Source organism: Caballeronia sp. ATUFL_F1_KS4A (assembly GCF_023630905.1).
GTDB classification, from domain to species: domain Bacteria; phylum Pseudomonadota; class Gammaproteobacteria; order Burkholderiales; family Burkholderiaceae; genus Caballeronia; species Caballeronia zhejiangensis.
In genome coordinates this window covers 332,031-351,945 of sequence record NZ_JALQEB010000002.1, presented here as the reverse complement: position 1 = coordinate 351,945, position 19,915 = coordinate 332,031, and the positions used below count along the sequence as shown (strand labels likewise).

At 57.7% G+C, this 19,915-nt stretch carries 16 protein-coding genes; 5 read left to right on the top strand and 11 right to left on the bottom strand.

Translation table 11 applies throughout. From position 1 onward, the window contains the following. Nucleotides 1-195 precede the first annotated feature (195 nt). The 5 genes from NCS03_RS31250 to NCS03_RS04765 all read left to right on the top strand — a co-directional run bounded on the left by NCS03_RS31250 (nt 196) and on the right by NCS03_RS04765 (nt 7,227). Nucleotides 196-1,071, top strand: a complete 876-nt coding sequence (locus NCS03_RS31250) for a fimbria/pilus periplasmic chaperone (protein WP_350029353.1) — start codon at nt 196-198, stop codon at nt 1,069-1,071. A gap of 393 nt (nt 1,072-1,464) precedes the next feature. Further along, nucleotides 1,465-1,770, top strand: a complete 306-nt coding sequence (locus NCS03_RS31245; protein WP_350029352.1) for a helix-turn-helix domain-containing protein — start codon at nt 1,465-1,467, stop codon at nt 1,768-1,770. Nucleotides 1,771-2,923: 1,153 nt separating this feature from the next. Further along, complete coding sequence (locus tag NCS03_RS04775; protein ID WP_350029351.1) at nt 2,924-3,835, top strand: DMT family transporter; 912 nt, start codon at nt 2,924-2,926, stop codon at nt 3,833-3,835. 562 nt (nt 3,836-4,397) lie between these two features. After that, nucleotides 4,398-4,763 carry a hypothetical protein gene (locus NCS03_RS04770; protein WP_250528855.1) on the top strand — a complete coding sequence of 122 codons (366 nt, stop codon included), beginning with the start codon at nt 4,398-4,400 and terminating at the stop codon, nt 4,761-4,763. Nucleotides 4,764-5,100: 337 nt separating this feature from the next. Then, complete coding sequence (locus tag NCS03_RS04765; protein ID WP_250528854.1) at nt 5,101-7,227, top strand: prolyl oligopeptidase family serine peptidase; 2,127 nt, start codon at nt 5,101-5,103, stop codon at nt 7,225-7,227. A gap of 1,550 nt (nt 7,228-8,777) precedes the next feature. Here the strand turns inward: NCS03_RS04765 and NCS03_RS04760 are convergent. The 11 genes from NCS03_RS04760 to NCS03_RS04710 all read right to left on the bottom strand — a co-directional run bounded on the left by NCS03_RS04760 (nt 8,778) and on the right by NCS03_RS04710 (nt 19,904). Beyond that, entirely contained in the window at nt 8,778-9,347 is a 570-nt protein-coding gene (locus NCS03_RS04760) for a lysis system i-spanin subunit Rz (protein WP_250528853.1), read from the bottom strand. Then, nucleotides 9,344-9,841 (bottom strand): lysozyme, encoded by a 498-nt coding sequence (locus tag NCS03_RS04755; protein WP_250528852.1) that lies wholly within the window; start codon nt 9,839-9,841, stop codon nt 9,344-9,346. Before NCS03_RS04755 ends, NCS03_RS04760 begins: the two co-directional genes overlap by 4 nt. A 70-nt stretch (nt 9,842-9,911) precedes the next feature. After that, nucleotides 9,912-10,112 carry a hypothetical protein gene (locus NCS03_RS04750; protein WP_250528851.1) on the bottom strand — a complete coding sequence of 67 codons (201 nt, stop codon included), beginning with the start codon at nt 10,110-10,112 and terminating at the stop codon, nt 9,912-9,914. Between the two features lie 302 nt (nt 10,113-10,414). After that, nucleotides 10,415-11,422 (bottom strand): pentapeptide repeat-containing protein, encoded by a 1,008-nt coding sequence (locus NCS03_RS04745; RefSeq protein WP_250528850.1) that lies wholly within the window; start codon nt 11,420-11,422, stop codon nt 10,415-10,417. Continuing rightward, a complete protein-coding gene (locus NCS03_RS04740) occupies nt 11,419-14,541 on the bottom strand; it encodes a phage tail protein (RefSeq protein ID WP_250528849.1) in 3,123 nt (1,040 codons plus the stop codon). Before NCS03_RS04740 ends, NCS03_RS04745 begins: the two co-directional genes overlap by 4 nt. Continuing rightward, entirely contained in the window at nt 14,538-15,275 is a 738-nt protein-coding gene (locus NCS03_RS31240; protein ID WP_350029350.1) for a C40 family peptidase, read from the bottom strand. Before NCS03_RS31240 ends, NCS03_RS04740 begins: the two co-directional genes overlap by 4 nt. 17 nt (nt 15,276-15,292) lie before the next feature. Next, nucleotides 15,293-15,985: a phage minor tail protein L gene (locus tag NCS03_RS04730; protein ID WP_250528847.1), complete on the bottom strand. Its 693-nt coding sequence runs from the start codon at nt 15,983-15,985 to the stop codon at nt 15,293-15,295. Continuing rightward, nucleotides 15,982-16,341, bottom strand: a complete 360-nt coding sequence (locus tag NCS03_RS04725; RefSeq protein ID WP_284504276.1) for a phage tail protein — start codon at nt 16,339-16,341, stop codon at nt 15,982-15,984. The genes NCS03_RS04730 and NCS03_RS04725 overlap by 4 nt, the downstream gene beginning before the upstream one ends. Continuing rightward, nucleotides 16,338-19,049 carry a phage tail length tape measure family protein gene (locus NCS03_RS04720; protein ID WP_250528845.1) on the bottom strand — a complete coding sequence of 904 codons (2,712 nt, stop codon included), beginning with the start codon at nt 19,047-19,049 and terminating at the stop codon, nt 16,338-16,340. Before NCS03_RS04720 ends, NCS03_RS04725 begins: the two co-directional genes overlap by 4 nt. Continuing rightward, a complete protein-coding gene (locus NCS03_RS04715; protein WP_250528844.1) occupies nt 19,039-19,542 on the bottom strand; it encodes an HK97-gp10 family putative phage morphogenesis protein in 504 nt (167 codons plus the stop codon). The genes NCS03_RS04720 and NCS03_RS04715 overlap by 11 nt, the downstream gene beginning before the upstream one ends. After that, nucleotides 19,539-19,904, bottom strand: a complete 366-nt coding sequence (locus tag NCS03_RS04710; protein WP_250528843.1) for a phage tail assembly protein T — start codon at nt 19,902-19,904, stop codon at nt 19,539-19,541. The genes NCS03_RS04715 and NCS03_RS04710 overlap by 4 nt, the downstream gene beginning before the upstream one ends. Nucleotides 19,905-19,915: the final 11 nt, after the last annotated feature.

The window sequence follows — 19,915 nt, the reverse complement described above, 5'->3', positions numbered from 1 at the left end:
ACACACCTGAAGCGAATGACGCTAGTCGCCAAGACTAAACGACTAAACAAGGCATCTCAATCGGACATGTACGAAAATGCCGATCGCAGCACCGCGATTGCATTAGCGAGATCGCGGACTACTAGCAACAATGGCGAACAAATATCGGACCAATCAGATGAAGATGAATTAACCGTCTGATTGCAGATTATTCAGATGGTCTCCAAAATCAGCACGCTCCGCATTCGCCTGCCTGGAGATCTAAGATATTTGCAACTACTTAAGGGAGGTCCCATGTCGACACCACTGCGAAAGATGAGAACTCGATCGCTAGTCGCGAAGCTCCAATATGGAAGCAAACGACTTGTCAGTAGACTCAGAGCAGAGTCACCGAGGACCACCACTTTCGAGTCCTGCCCAACGACGCTGCCCAAGCTGCTTACACAAGCCCTCTTGATTGAGGCCCGTGCGATCACGCTCGAAACGGAAACGCGACGAGCGAGCGTCGCGGTTCGAAATGTTAGCGATGCACCGATCGTGCTCTTTCCCTCGATTCATCGCCTTCCGGAAAGCCAAGCTACTTCTATTATGGTAATGCCCTTAATGGCTGAACTGCGGGCGGGTGAGGCGACAAGGATCGACTACATTTTGGTCGCCGGTCATGCGGATACAGAGCAATTGTTTCGAGCCCGGTTCGCATGGCTAGAATCCTCCCGGTCTGCCGACTGTCAGGAAGCGGAAGCATCAATACCTCTGCTTGTACGCCCGTCCGAGCTCAGGAGCCTGGATGACCCACAACATGCTTTGTCGGCGTCTTTAACTCCCCACGGCGACGTCATCATACAAAACGAGGGCGAGCATCTGGTTTTTGTCTCCCCAATCATCGCCCTATTGCCATCTAATAGAACCTTCGTAATTGCACAGCGTTACATCGCACCGCGCTCTTGGCAGCTTTGTCGTGAAGTAGACCCAGAGGCCCGTTCGTTGGCAATCCGAGTCACCGCTGAGCGGATTTGCGGGACGCCAACATTCACCGTTGATATCCCGCTGCAAACGTCGAGCCCGCCAGACCCATACCGTACTCTATATTAGACCCGCATAACGCGCGAAACATTGTCACTTTCCTCCGGGATTGACGGTGCTCAACTGTCTGCGCCACGTTCCCGTGGCGACGCCACTATATGCTTTATGGTCTCCAACTTGGTTGCTCGGCGCGTCGGGCTCAAAGGGATCGAACGTTGGATGAGTTCTCGCACCGTACGTCTCTGGGCCGCCAATTCCGTCCGCGGCCGTCGCAGCAGACGCAAACAGCAGTTTTGTCCTCAAATGCACCGTTCGGTTTGTTCGAGGCGCTCGATCCTCACCGTTCGGGGAGCCGGTCCATCTCACCATTTGGCAGTTACCGCTACGATTCCATCTTAGGTAGTAGCTTGGCAACGGACCTTCGGTCACGCTCCGATTAACGACTAGATTCTGCGATCACGAATGAGAAAGATGCCTTCGCGTCTGCGAGCTGAGCGAAAGAAACTAGGGTTATCGCAAAAGGAATTTGCCGTGAAGGCAGGTGTAAGTGCGAAGACACAAACGCTCTACGAAAATGGTCGTCGGTTACCCGATGCACGGTATCTGAATCTGATCGCAAAAGAAGGAGTCGACATCCTTTACGTTGTCACCGGCACTCGATCCGAACTGTTTTTATCCACAGCGGAAGCAGATTTACTTTTTTGTCTACGAAGGTTGGACGATCACGTACCTCGGGCTTTGACTGAATTCATGAGTAGGCTGCGGTGAAGCTACACAGCTCGTCAAAGTCATTTGCACGGACCGCTTCCGTTCCACACACTGGCGCAATACGCGTGCGCTTTTTGAAGGCGTTTTCGAGTCAGCCGCAGTTGTAGAGCCAATTAATGCGTCGCAGGGCGACTCGCCGCCCCCCCAGCAGTAAGTTGATGTTGCGTTTGATGCAGGAGGACGTTGTGAACCATTAATCCATAAATCATACCGGCTTTTTGTTTAATCAACTGAGGTTATGCGTCCTTCACCGCTTCGGCCGCCATCGGACGCAATCTACGTCGAGGTTTTTTATGAACAACGTTTCTCTAAGTCGAATTGCAGATTTTGGGTATTCACCCCTTATCTATGGAAAAGCTGACATTCCTCCTTCCGAACATTCGTACACGATCGACGTTTCAGAAAGCGGTCCGCTCGGTATTGAGGGCGCCCTTTTTAGCGATGTGGGATCGGCAACGCTGCCATACAGTTATACGGAGTCTGGCGGAAAAGTAACTGTCTACGCCCACCTTTTGTCATAGACCAAACTGGCAAGGTGGTGCCACGTACAAATAAGGCGACGTTCCAATATTTGATAGTCGGTAAGCGTTAAGTCGCATCACACGCCTCGGGCTTGTCTCGGGGCGCTTATACCTTCACACCGTTTAGGCCCGCCAAACAGGTGCTGACACCGCAACCCTAACTCGGATTATCTTTCAGAGTTCAGCAGTTCTTGCTGTTCGCTACGATAGTCCTGTGCCAGCAGACAAGAGCGCTTGGAGTCCTAGGCGGCTTTCGCCTCTTCGATCGGCCTCTCACCTGTTGCAACGGACGACACCCCTCATAAGGTCATCTTGCACGAACCGCTGGTTTGTTCACTCGCTGAAGCCGGCGAAAGCGAAAAATAAATCGTTGGCTAATGTGGACTCTATCGCCCGACGGCGATGCCGAGTAGTGCACGACAGATACAGAGCACACGGACACCGGGGTAAGCCGAAGGGCTCTTAAATGTCCTATCGGATCCCTTCCCGCGTCTTATTGCTAGTGATTATCGAATAGTTAAAACTAACGGCATTCGTCAACTCGCTCCCTGAAGCGCAACCCCGATAGCACCGCTCTAGGCGTCATCAGATCAACTCAACGCAAGCGGAAGCGCAGGTAGCGCAACCTTAGGATGCCTACTTATATGAAAAGAATAAGCACTGTACTGCTCTTTATCGTTGTTGTCCTTATTTGGAGCTCTACATGGACTGCGATGAGCATCGCGGTCGAGACAATTCCACCCGTTACCGCGACAGCGTTGCGATTTTTGGTTGCTTCACCGCTCTTGCTAATCTTACTTTCATTAAGACGGGCTCCACTCCTCTTCCCTCGAGGGCAGCGTTGGCTTCAGTTTCTGATCACCGCCGGATATTTCATTATCCCATTTAGCTTGTTAATGTGGGGCGAACAGAGACTGAGTCCCAGACACGCCGCGTTATTGGCAGCGAATATGCCTGTAATTGTCTTATTCCTGTCGGTCTTTTTGCTTAACGAAAGGCTATGTTACAGGAAGATATCGGGCCTAGCCTTGTCGAGCGCTTCACTGTTCTTCATACTTCATCGCGAGCTCGATATTCCTAACGCCGAAACTCTCGTTGCACTGCTTGCGTTCCTCGTTGCATTGGTACTTCATGGATTCTTCAATGTGCAGCTCAAGAAGCACGCTTGTTACGTCCCTGCACTCACCTTTAATGCCTTACCGTGTACCCTTGCAGGGCTAGTGCTGCTGGCCGCAGCGCTCATCTTCGAGCACCCATCGGTCGACGTATTCTCGACTGAGTCGATTGGCGCCGTCGTCTACCTGGCTGTATTCGCGAATGTCGTCGCAATCTTGTCGTTCTTCAAAATACAACAAAGCACATCACCGTCCAAAGCATCGATCGTATTCGCAGTATTTCCATTGGTCGCAATTGCTATTGATGGTTTGCGGTACGGACAAACATTCGCCGCGACGTCGATCGCTTTAACGTTACCTCTCATCACAGGATTACTTATCTTGGCTTACTCCCCTACAAAATCTGTGGACGAGAACGCCGAAGCATGAACGCTATCAAGGCTGGCTTACCAGCGCTGAATGTCTTGGCGCCAGCATAACCGTCCAATCCAAAATTCGTCACAGCTGCCCGATTCCACAGACAAATTAGCTATCAGGAAACTCCGCACAATCCAAAATCCCAATATTTGGGTAAACACCTATAAAAGCACGATCGTTCTGTCTGCAGAATTGGGGTTGCCTATCGTCGCAGGCAAGCTCGGTCGGGATCAATTTTCGAGTCTCGAAGATCATCCCCGGCCATCTTCTTGGAGATGGATATGAAACGAATTTCGGCAATGCTGCTTTTCGGCGTCACTTGCGGCGCCCTGGGTATCGCTCCTGTCACTGCCACGGGGGCCTCGAATAGCCCTGGGCAACTGCAAGCAACAGTCCCCACGATCAGCGATGCGCAGTCGGACTTGGAGGGCACGAATGTGCCAACCTATCGCTGTCAGCAGTGCGGCGCACCTCATGGCGGCTGCTTCCACCCGTTGTGCCCGGACTGTCACGCCAAGCTGTGTCCGCCCAAGCCAACCCCCTCGATCGAATAACACGAATTTAGGCGACGAAAATGAGACCAAAATTGGACCCTGCAGAGATTCCCGCGGGCGTCGGCCCTCACAGCGAGATCGAATATCAACTCATGTGTCAAGGCAAGAAGAAATTAGCGATGTTCTCGGATTTGATACCCAACGACTTTATTGCCAACCCGGCGGGTCTCGATATGGAGGTGATCGCTGATCCACAAAAGACGTGCACCGTCTTCTACATGCAAGGGCACAACGCGGAAGCAACGAGGCTCATGGAGCTTAACCTCAGTGTCCGAGGCCGTGGGTTCATCCCTGAAGTGGAACGAGAGATAGGTCGATTGCTCGGATACGAGGAGTGGGAAATTAATGCCTACCTTATGCACATAGGCGCGGTGAAGCGGTCGTAGCCGCGAGTAGTAGTGAGTACGTCGCTCGAACAATTGGCCGATCACTGCGTCTTCTAACGATGTGTTGGTCCGCGGGAGCGCTCTGCGAGATCAGAGTATGTAAACATCGCATCACGGCGACAACTTCGTTCGCGGGTAGCCCATCAATGCGTAATTTGCATCGTCGTTGCTAGCGATGCTGCGCCACCGCAATCCCTGCAGCCTCCGCGTCGAGCGCTCGCCATTCCCAGATCTAAGCTTGCACAAGACCCCCAGCGATGCATTATCGGACGGGTACGCAGTGACACGACGATGCGTGCACGGGAGAATCAGGTTCTTGTTTATCTCGCTTGCGCCTATGGAATCACTAACTCAACACCACTGCTTCACGTGGCCCCTGTCCGATGGAGCCGATCCGTTCGTCGGGCTTGAATCGTCCAATGATCCGCGGGTTAAAACTTGGGTTGACGCACAAAACCGTCGCAGTCTAGCCGAGTTCGAGAGCACGCCCGAGGCAGAGGCACTCGCCGCACGGCTCAAAAAGGTCAAAACCTCAAAGGAACGGATAGTCTGCTGCTCGCGTCACGGCGACTGGGCCTACAACACCTGGAAGGACGAGGACCATCAGTTAGGCATCGTGCGACGCACCGCGTGGGCCGCGTGGCTCGATGGTGAGCCCGACTGGGAGATCATTCTCGACATCGATGCAATGGATCTCAACAACTCCGGGAACGCAGACGTAAGCTGGGCGTTGGCCGGATTCAAAATGCTGTATCCCGACTACAAGCGCGCGCTAGTGGTACTGTCGCCAGGTGGCTCGGACGCCTGCATCGTGCGTGAGTTCGACGTTGAAGGTAAGCATTTCATCGAGGACGGCTTCAATGTTCGCGAAATAGGGAAGCACGTCATTTCGTGGGTAGATCGCGACACGGTGTACATCGGCTGGGACGACAGCAAAACAAACGCAGAAACCACCATGACTACCTCGGGTCTGCCATGCCATTCGCGCCTTTGGAAGCGTGGCACGCCGCTCCGAGATGCGCCCGTTATATTTGAGGGAGCGCGCGACGACGTGTGGGCAGGTGTTTATTTCGATCCTATCGAAAAAATACACCTCGCGTCACGGGCAACGACTCTTTCCGACACCTTGTTGTTTTGGCTGGATCAATCTTCGAACGAATGGCGCCGATATGACCTCCCGGCGCACGTTGAAATCGATCATTGGAACGGCTGGCTCATCGCAACAACCCGCAAAGCCTGGACGACGGGCGGCAAACGCTACATGGCCGGTTCGCTGCTGGTCATCCGGCGCGGCGCGTTTATCGATGGCGCGCGCAACTTCAGAGTGCTCTTTAAGCCAACAAGCCGCTGCGTTCTCACGGGCGTCGACTTCACAAAGAACTGGTTGATCGCATCGCAGATGAACAACGGCACGCCCCGCGTGACCCTTTGGCTCCCACCCGCCGATGTCGATGCAAACGCCGCTTGGGAAGCCCGCGAAGTCGCATTGCCACATGCTAGTCACACATCTTTCCAATCGATCGACGCTCAACGCGACGATACGGTACTCATCCACGTCGAGCATTTTCTAATACCGCCGTCGCTCTACCACGCCGACCTCGCTAGCGACTTGCCATGGAAGTTACTCGCAAGCCTACCCGCCCAATTCGACGCGACCGGACTTACCGTCGCGCGCCGTCACGCGGTGGCCCCCGATGGCGAAAACATCCCGTATTGGCTGATCGGTAGCCAGTTGGCCTCTGACCCTCCTCCATTAGCACGTCCCTGTCTACTATATGGCTATGGCGGCTTCGAAGTCACGCTGGACCCGATCTACGACGCAACGACGGGAGTCGCGTGGCTGGAACGCGGCGGTCTGTACGCGGTGGCCAATATCCGTGGCGGCGGCGAGTTCGGCCCGCGATGGCATCAAGCGGCGCTGCGGGAGCACCGGCAAACCGCGTTCGACGACTTCGTCGCGGTGGCACAAGCACTCGTCGAAAGCGGCATGACGAGCGTGAAACAACTCGCCATCCGCGGCGCGAGTAACGGCGGCCTGCTCACCGCGACGTGCATGGTGCAACGCCCCGATCTGTTCGGGGCAGTCCTTTCAGAGATGCCACTTACGGACATGACGCGGTTCCACTTGTTGCTCCAAGGCGCGGCATGGATAGACGAATATGGCGACCCGAGAGACGCCAATGCCCTGCGTCATTTGCTGGCGTACTCGCCATATCAGAACTTGCAAGGAGGCGTCGTTTATCCGCCCGCGCTTTTTACTTCATCAACCAACGACGATCGAGTACATCCAGGACACGCGCGGAAAATGGTCGCGAAAATGCAGGCTCTAGGGCACAAAGACGTTTGGTATCGGGAAACGGTCGACGGCGGCCACGGTGTGGGCGTCGAGCCAGGCGCCGTCGCGCAAGCGGAGGCTGCGTCTTTCGTCTTCCTCGCAAGGAAGACCGGACTAACTCCTGCATGACCGGTTTGCACCTGCAGTTGCCTGCGTTTTCACCACGTGCCTCTTTCACCACCTGTCTTGTCTGCCTGCGCTTGCCTCCACCGACGTTACCACGTTCGCTATTGCGGGCCGGCGCAAGCGAGGCTTTTCTCTATCTAACGTGATCCTTATCAATGTATGTGTGTCGTTCGCGTCTGATTCTTGAGCGTGTTTCTTGACACCTTTTCTGTAGACAGTTAGGATCCGACCGTCTAATCACGCCAAAGCCCAATATCTTGGATTCTTTCTGTAGTCAACCTAACAAACGTTTGGCTGCCTGATAGCAGGACGCACGCCTCAATGAGCCGCCGTCCTGTTAGCCAGCAGGGCGGTGCGCTTCGCAGTCTTCAAAATACTTCGTCCCGCACCCATCTTATCGGCGCATTCAAGGATACGTATATCGCGTCCGCAGATGCCGCCGCTACCACTCGCTTAGAGTAAAGCAAGTGGATCCGTTCGCCCACAGGCTTGTAGCGCGAGGTTTGACTAAGAACCGCCTACCAGCCACCAAGGGAGGCTCGATGTCTGACCCCGAACCCAGCCAAATTTCCTTTGCTACGCCCGAACAGAAGCTTCGTCGTCGCGTAATCCCGGACTAAGTCCCGACGTCGTTGACAAAGCCGCTGCAGGACACCCATGAAGAAATGTCGAGCTATTGCTCGAGCGAGGAAACTCATGTATTTCGCCCTCCTCCTTCAGCAACGTCACCGTTGGTGGGGCATGGACGCGTTCCACTTTCGTTCGTATAGGCGACTCAAAAAACGACCAGGAGATGCCGTCGATCGGGTTCAGCAACTAAGACGTCAATGCTACGTTCCAACTGACGCCCTCACTTTGTCTGGCCAGCTCATACACATACACGAAGAGCTCTAATCAGTATTGGCATCTTGGCGGACTGCAGGCAGTACACCTTCTTTCGAAGCGGACCGATGCTTATGCTGAACTTATCTATCAACGCGCTTCGGCAGCCGCGCCTGCACTCATCAATAGTTCGGATCCTTCAACGAGCCGAACTCAGTTGCTTGTTGGCGCCGGCGTCCGGCATCGATTCGAACTCGCGCGAAAACGCCGACGCTCGTGAGAAGGTAGGCGCCCCTTGGTTGGCGAGCCGGGCTCAGGGCACCGAGTCACTGCTTCTTGTGGCGATTCAGCCTGCCAGGTCGATATACGCGCAAAGGAGAAACAGCATGAACAATGCACACCAACCAAAGCACATCGATATTGTCATCACGCATGCATGCACAATGCATGATTTGTCTCGATTGCGCGTCGCACTCGCCCTCATACACGACATAGCGCAAGGACCGCCTCGGCCCAACGGACTCAGCGAAATCGCTCGTCTCGCACGATGCGCGTTAATTGCATCGGCGGCACCCGATTTTCCGGACGGTTGCGTTTGATAGGGGCAGGCATATGGCTCCGCTTTCATCCTTTGCCAACAATCGTTTGGGCCTCTTCGCTTAAGTCCGTACGACGTTCTCTCCGAGTGACGGCAGTATGTTCGCCACGCCCCTCGTAGGAGATATTTGCCGTTATTGGGGCCCTTCGCCTAAGTCTTTGCTTCTTGCGACAATTCCTTGTTTCTGCAGCATGATGACATACTGCTGCAAATAGTCAGCTTTTGCGCGAGCATCACCGTCAGCGTTGTCGACTATCTCGAAAAGAGCTCTTCCAACCTCTGGTGATAGCTCGGCGTAGCGACGGGGTCCATCGCCCATGCCGCCGGCGGTGGCGCCTTGATTCGCGGGACCGCTGTGGTCTCGAGAAGTGGCGTCCGCGATTGCAACCCGCAGCCGACGAGTGCCGCCAGCAATAGCGGCGCGGTTCTTTGCAGTGTCAGCTTCATGGATCTTCCTTTCATGGTGATATCGATCGTCGAGCGCTGCAATACGAGCAGCGGCCGCATTGTGAGCAGCGACCGCATCGCTTGCTGCCTTCGCTGCGCCCTCCGAGAGGGACGTGAGCTTTTGCGTGTTCGCCTCGTTGTCGCGCGCATGAGCCACCTGCTCCTTGCCGAGTTCCGTGCCGTCGAAAACGTGCATCGTCGCGCCGCCGAGCGCCATGCCGATCGCACATGCAACGAGGTGCGGGGCGTAACTCATAGGCCTCGCTCACAAAGCGCACGCTCCTCTACACGACGCTTTACAAGCCCCGGGAGCACCCTACCGCGCGAGGTCACCCACTGCGCGCGCCCATCGTCTGACTCGTTCATCGCTCGACATGCACCGCTCCAGTCGCGCGCGTTGAATCGCTTCGCGGTCGCGCTGCTGCAATAGGCCTCGCCGCCAATGTTGTATGCGAAGCTCACGGCTGCGGCGAGTTGATTCGGGTGGTCCCTCAAGACTGGCGTGCACTTGAGCACATCATCGGCGTGCGCCATGAGCTGTCGGTTCAACGACTCCCAGCATTCGGCCTGACTGTATTGCTGCCCGACAACAACGTCGTTCGTGTCGCCGCTGCACTTCGTCGCAATGCCGACGGCGTCGAAATAGCCGCGGTGCACGACACCTTCGAATCGCGGCACGACGCAGTACAGCAACGCGGCGGCCGCCGTGCCGACCACGCCCGCAAGCGCGCCTTTCGCTAAATTTGCCATCAGAAGTCTCCACAAACAACAAAGCCCCGACTGTCGACGACAGACGGGGCTTCATTACTGTTCGATCGAATCAGGCGTGAGCCGACTCGTGCTCGCGCGCGCGTTGGTCGCGCCGGTCTTTTCTCCAGGCGAAGACGAAGCTCGCACCAATGTAAGCGAGCGTGGCGACCGCCACCCACCAATTGATGTCGTGGTTGCTCAACCACAGCCAAAAATTGCCGCCTACCACAGGCGTGTTCTTCGCCATACTTGCCGCAAACTCATCTTTCATCGCTTCTCCCAAAGATTTCGTGTGAGCAAGCGCACGCGTGGTGACCGTCTGTGATGTAAAAAAAAAGCCGCCCGAAGGCGGCTTAAGTCCCAGACACGCATAGACTTCACCGCACATCGTTCAGCCAAGCTACCGAGCGACACGTATCCCCGATGAAGTCAGATCCGATTTTGAGGTTCTCGCTTCCATCGCGCAAGCGCATACACGTGCACAATCAGCACAGACGGACGCTATCGACCACCGTGCATGACCGCTCGTTCCGTTTCGAGCTCATCGCTCGGTCTTTCTCGGCAAACGCACCCCTACCGCTCCATGCCCGCCACCTTCGCTTCGTGCAGATTGGCGCCCGCGAGATCAGCCCCGCGCAGCTTGGCGCTTTCGAGGCGCGCACCGTCCAGATCGCTCCCGCTAAGATCCGCACCAGCGAGCTGTGCGCCTGTCAGATCTGCACACCGCAGACACGCGCCGCTCAGGTTCGCTCCTTGCAGCCATGCGCGAGCCAAAATCGCTCCGCGTAAGTCCGCGCCGCTCAAGTTAGCGCACCTTAGATCAGCACCCGTCAAATCTGCATCGACCAGTGACGCTCCGGCGATCGATGCGTTCGAGAGCGGCGCGGCACCGCGCTGCGAGTCGCTTAGATCGACATGCCTCAAGCTCTGCTGTGCGATCAACGCCTTTTGCAGCTCAGCGGCAAGATTATCGCTCTGCATCGTAAGCACTACCGCGCCCGTGTGGCGGTTCTTGATCGCGCTTCCGCTCGACCAGCCGTTATCGTTTCGAATCGCACCGTCCAGATTCGCGCCGTCTAGAATCGCCCCCTTCAGGTTGCAATCTCTCAAATCCGCGTTTTTCAAATCCGCTCCATATAAATTTGCGCCGGCAATATCGGCCCCTTTCAATACGGCATTGGTCAGCGTCGCTTTGACGAGGCTAGCACCAGACAGATTCGCGCCGTCAAGCTGTGCCGCTTGAAGATTCGCCTCCTCGAGAATGGCAGCACGAAGGTCCGCCGCTCTAAGCGTCGCCCTCGACAGATCGGCTGCGTATAGCGTAGCGTCCGCAAACCTTACGCCGTCGAGCTGAGCGTTGCTCAACGGTGCGCGGCTGCTGATGATTCCGTTCAAGTCGATATGACATAGATCGCGGCCTTGCCTTGCGGCCTCGCGCAGCGTCTCCCGAATGTCGTCGGTCGTCTGCTCGATGAGCACAACACCGGTATGGCGATGCTTGTATTCATGCCCCTTCTTCCAGGGCAGTGCGTACCAACTCCCGCTATCGAGGAGCTCGATCAGTTGGCTTCTTAACTTCATGCCGCACCGAAAGGAATGCCAGGTCCGTGCTCACTTGGATACCAGGCGCTTGCCGCGAAGTGCGTGCGACTGCCTTCCTGGCTTGGAATACCGTAACGCACTCTCGCCCACACGTATCCGGACCCCTTCCGTCCAAACCGAACCTGAGACTGATTTAACTCCCCGGGCACCGAAAGACCGTCTTCGAATTTTTCCGTTTTGCTGATGCGAACCTCGACATACCACTCGAACCCTCGGATGAGGGACTCCAGATGACAGTCGAGCGTCAATACTCGACGATCGCGATGGGGTGTCATGCCTTTGATGTAGACAAGGCCCTGCAGAAGGATTTCGGTTTCGACTCGTTCGGACCGCCGCCCGTCCCATACCTCTGCCTGCACGCGTGCGACGTACTTGCCGGGCTTGAGCTCGCCAGTCCGCCATTCCAGCTTATTGCTTGGCAGCGTCATTGTGCTCGCCTGGCCGCCAGGTGCGATCCATTCCAAAACGTATTGTTTCGCGTTCTCGGCCTGCGCCCACGAGACTATCACCGACATGCCGCTACCCCAGCCCCTCGCGGGCACGATCTTCAGATTGGACGGCGGCGTAACAGGAATGTGCGCATGATCGATTTCGTTCGTGGTCGCCGAGTGGTCCACGGCCGCATACTTTTCTGGCGAGTGCTGAGTCGCAGTAATGGTGAAACTTGCGCCGTCATCATTCTCCGACACACTGACCACGCGATACAACCTCGAGTTCGTGCTGGCGGGCTGCACTGTCCACGCAGCGCCCGACACTGGAGCTTGGACCAGGCTTCGTTCAAGTTCGACACTCGCGCCCCGCACCTGCTTAAGCTTAGCCTGCTGCGCTCGAGCGTCAGGCAGCACGACCGTTAGAGCATCGCCCTCCTGCGCGTTCACTTCCCGGTCTAGCAACAACCGATCATTGCTCGCTTCACTTATGCGACCACCCGCGCAAATCTCGGTTCGCAAAGGGTCCGCGATCTCGATGACCTGACCAGGTAGTGCCAGCGCACCGTCGAGGCCGACACTGAACGTGACCGTTTCCGTCTCCAGACGCGCCGTCTGCAGCAACCAGTGTCCGGCACGCTGAGCCTGCGAGCGGCTCGTGCAACCGAATGCGGTGATCTCCGCCACGTTGTAGCCGTATAGCGCGATGCTGTCCGCATCCTCGACGCTTTCGACCGCCTGCTTATACCCGTTATTCGGATCACACCAGGTCACCATGGCTGCGGTGTGGCGCGACTTTAGCGAGCTGCCCGTGTACCTGAAGACCCCGTTCACGACATTGGACGCGTTATAGACGTACACCGCATCGCTGGGCATATCGGCTGCGCCCCAAACCTGCTCGGCACTCCAATAAGCGATGCCGCGAAAGACGCTGGCAAGTTGCTGAAGGAGCGCGAAGGCCTGCGAGCGAGAGGTGATGTAGCAGTTGCAGGTGAAACGCGGCTCAGTGGCGCCCGTACCATCGGGCACCCGTTCGTCGCAGTAACGGGCGATCGCATAAAGAGCGTAGCGCTCGACCATTCGCTCCTGCACCCACTTGCCGGCGCCATAGCGCTTGTTGAGCAACAGGTCGCGGAAAATCCAGACCGGGTTGTCAGTCCAGGCACGCTTGAAATCGCCCTTCCAAGCGCCGTCGTACTTCCGAGTGTGCGGATCGTAATTGCTCGGCACCTCGACCAGCAACCCCTTCACGTCGTATGAGCGAGTCGGCACACGATCGAACTTCGTTGAATCAAATCGCCATGCAGCCAACGCGCTGGACGGATACCGGAACTTACCTTTTCGGCGCTTGGTGTAGCTCATCACGTGCACCGCGCCGTGCTTCAAACCCGCATCTTTACCCTGTTCAATCTCGTCCGTGCGTTTGATCGTGAGCTTGAACCGAGCGGCACCGACGATGTCAACCGGAAACCGATAAGTCTTATGGTAGATCGGGCTCAAGCCCGTGATTTCCACTTTACGAGCTTCGATCGGTTTGTCTTGGGCGGGCGCATAACTCGGCTCAAATCTAAGCTCGACGGTCGCGTTGGTGTGGCTTTTATTCGAATTCCACCAGAGGTCACTCACCTGCAACGTGACGTCTACTTCGTCGACGTCGGGCTCGGCCACTTCGAGCACCCAGGGCAAGGACTGAGTGATTTTTGTCGCCTTGCCGTCTTTGGACCCATCGGCCAGCCATCTGCGCAACTCGACCCCTACATGCACCTCGTTAGCCGCAGCGCTTACCCAATCAACTGCACCTTGCCCAGTCGTCCCGTTGCGAAACTCGAATTTTTCAATTTCGAAGTTTCGGCTTGCGTCGTCATTCTCCACCCTTATGTCGTTCAAGTACACTGAACGAAACGGGATGAGATCAGCAGGGATGGGGCCGTAGTCGTTGGCAAGTCCTGCGATCTCGCCCTCGGAGATCAAATCAACGACGGTGTATGCAAGGCGGCTGTTAATCGGCGTCTTTTTCTGGTCCTCGAGATCCGCTTCGCTCGGCTCGCTCGAATCATCCATGGGCGCGCTGTGAACCTCGCTTGGGATCGCACTCGCGGGCGCATCGAACGCTTCCATGCACGCGCTAATGACATTCGAGCCCACGCGCATGGTGCCGTAAAGCAAGGGCACGGGCCCGCCCTGCCCGCTCACGTTCTGAATTCCCGGCATGCCGTGGTAATTTTTCGCCGGGGGCGTAGGCGTTTGTGGCGAGAGCATCTGGGCAATACCGCCCAGCGCCAACGAGCCGCCCATCAGCATCATGTCGATGCCGTAGGGGTTGCCCGGGGCGAGAAACATCGATGCTGCACCGGCGGCGGCGAGGGTGACGCCTGCAATCGTCTGCAAAACGCCGCCGACCTTGCTCCCCGCGATGACCGGTGCAATGCGGATTGGCTCGGCGCTGCCGATCAGATCGAGCTCCGCCTCAGTGACATTGCGTTGTCCGACAAACACCGCGTAGCGCACACCCTGCGAACCGCTACGATAAAGCTCCTGCCAAAAGCCCGGAATCATGGCGCCCAGCGCGCGCAACGCCTCACGAGGCGACTGCACGACGTACTGATGCTCACGACCGAACTTCGCCCCCAAGCTACCGTAGAGCCTGATCGACCGGACTAAGTCTTTCATTCAAGTGCCTGTTGGTAACGCAGCACGTGCGTGACATGCTTGCAGTAGCGCGGCAACGAATCGCGCCGCGACAACTGATTCCAAAGATGATGCAAGATCTCATCTCCACCGAGATACACGGCAGCGTGATTCGGCACACCACGACGACTGGCGATCGCCATGAGCAGCACATCGCCCGTGCGCAAGACGGCATCGCGACCCACACTCATAAAGCCGGCGGCCGCATAGTTGTCGACATAAAGTGAGGACTGCCCGTCCTCCCACCACATCCCTGAGCGGGCGAAGTCGGGCAATATCGCCCCGAGCGCTGCGCGGTAGTACCGGCGCACCAACCCGTAGCAATCTTGGGTGCCGTGTTCGAAGGAAGCGCCAATCAAAGGGATGTCGTTGTCGACTCGATCGAAACGATGCAGTCGACCGATGCGGGGTCGCTTGTCTTCCCAGCGCACGCTCACCACGAGCCAAGAGGACACGAGGGACGCCTGACAGGCCAGTATGTCGGCCAAGCTCGGCCAAGCCGATGCATCTGGGTGCGAGTGAACAACGGCCTGAATCGCGCCGTGTTCCTCAGCCTGCGCATACGCGCACGGTGATATGGTGAAGTCTCGCGATGGATCAGGCGCGACGTTCGTGCAAGGTATGTACTGGCCGGCCACAACCAGTCCACATGACTCATTCGGGTAACACCGCAACGCGTCAGCTTCGATCGCCGCGCGAAGTTCGCTTCCAATCACTCACAAGCCTCGTGTTATCAGCCTGCGGCACCCGCCGCCGGGAACCCACCAAACGGCAGCGGGCCGGAGGAGCCAAAGCGCACTCTGCAACACGCGAGACGACCGCCACACGCGTCCTCGTCTTTATTGAGCGTCGGCGAATTGCCGCGTGTGAAGTATTTGTCACCCGTGTATCCGCACTCCGGCCCGCGATACGTCCACTGACATACAGAGGCAATGATGCGGCGCGACGGCAGCTTCCTGCCCGACAGATCCAGCGCGGAACTCAGCGCGAACTCCACGACCGCCGGTGTCTCAAGCGTTTTTTGCTCGATCAGCCAACGCTCCACAGGCATTTCATTATTGGCATCGGAGGTTGGATCGCTCCCCGAAGCCCCGTTAGCGCCATTCAAATACTGCGCCAAGGTCCTGCGCCGAAGTATCGGCGCGCCGACCAGATCGCAGTACTGCATACAAAGCTTGGAGACGAAGCCATCAAGGTTTGCCACACTCAGCGTAGGCGTGGGTTGAGCAGCATCGCCCATACTCGCAAAGCCTGAGACACGCATCGGCCACGGGTCATACTTTTTGCCCTTCCATGGGATGATGCCGCCGTGCTCATGCGCATGGAACCGCAGTACCTCGACACCCCAACGCGTAAGATCAAGCTCGTACAACTCAACAAGCGCACCCGGCTCCAGACGTTGGACGTCCGTCCTCACCCCGTTCACGGTTCGAATACCTCTTTGAATGTGACGCTCAACTGGTACAGGTCGCTACCCAATGCGCGCGTTTGCACGCCCGGTTGTGCGTCGACACGGAATAGCCCTCGCGTACGGAGAGGCGGCGTCCAATAAAATGGCTCACTGCCACGCGTCGAATCGAGAAACGTTCGAATCGCCTGGATCTCTTGCCCGTTGCCGACGAAACGCAGCGGCCACGTGTCGGCGATATTGCGAATGCCGTCCGGCACCGCCTGGCTATAGCCATCGCCGAAGTGCACCGTTCGCACGCGGTAATGCGTCGTACCCTCGGCTCCTACCAAGGGCGACCACGTGAATGTGCGTCGTTGAACTGACGGTTTCATCCGAAGTGCCCCCGCGAGATCAGGCTGGCAATTCCCCCTTGGCCACCCACCTTGCGTGCGAACTTCTGATCGAAGAACGCACTCACCCATTGTTGCAGCTCGCGCGCATCACGATTGCTCAAACCACCACCGCCATGATTGTGAACCTCCAGATGCACCTGTGCGCCCGCCGATCGCGACGCCATTGGCGCCGACGCCCCTACGGGACCGCCCGAGGCGAAGTGCGCCACGTGATTCGAATTGATCGCCTCCAGCAGCGCCTGATGTTGTCGCGCGGCGTGGGCGTTCACGACATACTCGCCGTTAGAAAGCATTGCGGGAATGCTGTCGCTGGTGCCGGTGCCCGGTCCCGTGATCGGTCCGCCCTGCGCATGCCCGGCGAGCTTGAAGAGCGGCATCTTCTCTACCAGGTTGCCTAATGCCTGGTGCAAGGCGAGCCTGGACAAATCGGCCAGAATGCTGGCGACAAACTCTTTCATATCGAGCTTGCCCTTTGTGACGAATTTCGACACGGCGTCTTCGATGTGCCTCATCGACTCAATGACCGCGTGCTGGGTGGCTTGCGCCTTATCCTGCGTATCCTTAAAGAAGTCAGCGACACCCCGCTTCGCGCCTCCCACCCAGTCGCCCTGAACGCGTCGAAGGTCCTCGTAGTGCGTTCTGACTGCCTCGATCGCTTCGGCATTACCCTGCTCGATTTCAGCCAGTTTAGCCAGATACTCGCCGCCATTGAGCAACGCCTCCGGGGTGATCCGCTTCAGATCGTCGAAAGCTTTACGATATCGCGCGGCCGCGTCGCTCAGGTCGCGCTGCTCGCGATGTTGTAGCGAATCGGCATCACGATCGCCTAGCTCACGCGCGTAACGGTCGGTCTGCGTTTGCCTGAACTCACCCAGGCTCTCGCTGATACGCTGCGAGCGCTCCTCGAACTTCGCCCGCGCTTCACCCAGCTTGTTCGCTTTTTCAAGCGCCGCGTTGTGCTCCAGCTGCGCACGAATCGCGTTCTCAGAATGCAGCAAGCTTCTTTCATCCGCGCTTGCGATATGCCGCTTGGCCGCCTCAACCTTTTCGTTAAACCGCGCCAACTCCTTCTGCGCATTCGTGAGCTTGTCGCTCGTGTGCAGCTGCACTTCGAGCGCCGCCCCCTGCTCGCGCAGCTGCTCAAGGTATCGAGCCCCGGCATCGGCGCGCTGCTCATGCGTCTTTCTCTCGTGCGGCTTATAGAGCTCCGCGTTATGCGCGAGCATCTTTTGGCGATCCGCTTCCAGCGCCTTGAGCTCCTCGCGTGTCTTGCCTGCCGCTTCACCCGCTTTCTTGACCGCCGCGAAGTACTCGTTCGTTTCCTTGTTGGCATCGGCGAGCTTCTCTCGCGGCGAACGCGCCGACTTCATGTAATCGGCGTGATGCTCCAGAATTGACTTGAACGCATCGACGCTCTTCTGATGCGGATCGTTCTTTTGAGCTTCGCCAAGCAGGGTTTGAACGAGACGTTGCGTCTGGGTAATCTGCTTTTCGATCGCCGCCGTATTCATCCCGCCAGGGTTCGAATCAGGATCAAACAGTGAGGCGCGCAAAGCGGCTAGCTTGTCCTGCGCCCTCACCAAATTGTCGCCCTTGCCCGTAACGGTCCGCCAGAAACGATCCCACTTCTGACCGAGTGTCTCATAGCTCTCGGCCATCGAGCGATTATCGGATTGCACCGCCTCACGCGCTTTCTTGCTCGCTGCCTCGACGAATGCGGCCCACGCGCCTGCCTGATCGCCCGAGAGATTAAGAATACGAATATGGTCGAGCTGCTCTTGGCTCAGGTCATGATGATCTTCGCGCCACTTGTGGGCCGCTTCCGTTGCGCGACCATACGACTGCAAGAACTGGCGCGCGGCCTCCTCCACCGACTGGCCCGACACTCTTGCGTATGCCGCAACCCCTTGGGCTGCTCGTTCCAGATCCGCGCCGACCACGTGCCCCGAACTGGCAAGCGCCATCAGCGCATCACGCGCATCGCTCGCTGAGACCCCTACCCGACGCGAGATGATATCGGCGTACGCCTGCAGCTTGCCTTGCGTGAGCGCTGCATAATTGCCCGTGAGCAACATTGCGCGATCGAGCTTCTCTTGCTGCTCGCTTAGCGCATGAATCGCGTGGTAGGCCACCGTAGCGCTTGCACCTAGGGCGCCGAGCGCGATACCCGCAGGACCGCACAGCATCGGCAACACGTCGATGCGCTCGCCCAGCACCATGAGCGAACCCACGAAGTTTTTCCAGCGACCCTGCATGGCCTCATGACCGAGCACAAACAACTCGCGCCGCGCAGCGACCGACCCCGCGCCAAGGTGATGCATGGCACTGGCGGCCGCCTCGGCCTTCGCGATCAGCGGTTCGGCCGCCTCGGCAATCCCCAGCTTGGCCGCCTTCAATCGCATCAGCTCGAACCGGGTCTTCCCAGCTGTGTCGGCGACCTTCTCGAAGCTTCTGACAGCGGCGCTCACCTGCCGCGCGGTCGCGGCACTCCCGCTCTTCGCGGCCTCTTCCAGAGCGCGTGCAGTGAGGGTGCTGGCGGCAGCCATCTGCTGCTGACACGCTTCGTACTTGCTCGCGCTTGCCTGCTGGTTCGCCACGAACCCGTTCGCGGCCCGCTTGGTGCGCTCCATCCCGGCTTCGAAGCCACTCGCATCAACACTGACACGTGTGACGACTTCATTGGTCATCGGCTACCTCTTTCAGCTTCTTCTCGACAACCTCAGCCATTTTGCGCGCGGCCGCCGTCCTGGTCGCCTCAAACGCCGGGCGAATGAACGGCTGCGCCGGCGTGCGCGAGCTGCCGAACTCGATGTCCCGAATCGCGCGCGGGAGCGTTCGTTCCGTGAGCTTGACCGCGTTGCGCTTGCCCAGTTCGACAAAACGCCCATAGAAGGCATCCTTGCTCCAGGTGATCAGGTAAGAGGCGAGCCTGCCCGGCACCGATTGCTCCTGGTCATAGGCGATGAGCATGTGATCCCGCAAGAAGCCCGGCCAATGCGGCTGACCACGACGCATGCCCGCAAGCTCGCCCACCGGCGCACGCCGTTTGATCTCGTCATGGATGATGCGAGCGCCCGCGACGGCCGCCTGGCGAAGCGTGCTTTCGTTCATCGCCTCGTCAAGCGTGCGCAACATTCCCGTCAACGATTCGACATTTTCGACGCGATAGTTTAGGCTCATCCCTCGATCACCTCACCGTTGCGAACCACGACGCGCTTCGCACCAGCACGCTTCGCCGCCTCCAGGTCGATGCCAAACGTGCTGGCGGCGATCTCCTGCGCGCTTCGTATGCGCGGTTTTAGCGACTCACGACTCCACCCTGACCAGGGCGTAAAGTCGGCTGCGTTCAGCGCGGGCGCATCCTTGCCACGATTCAGGTTGTATAACAGGCTCATGAGTGTGCCCACCCGCAAATCCTCAATGTGCTCGCCCCAAGGCTCGTGCTCGAACAACGCCACCCAATCCGCGTACTCGGCACTGGACACTTCGAGCTTGGCGCGCCGCACCGACATCCCCAGCTTCATGGCGATGCGCATCCACATCAGTTTCTGCG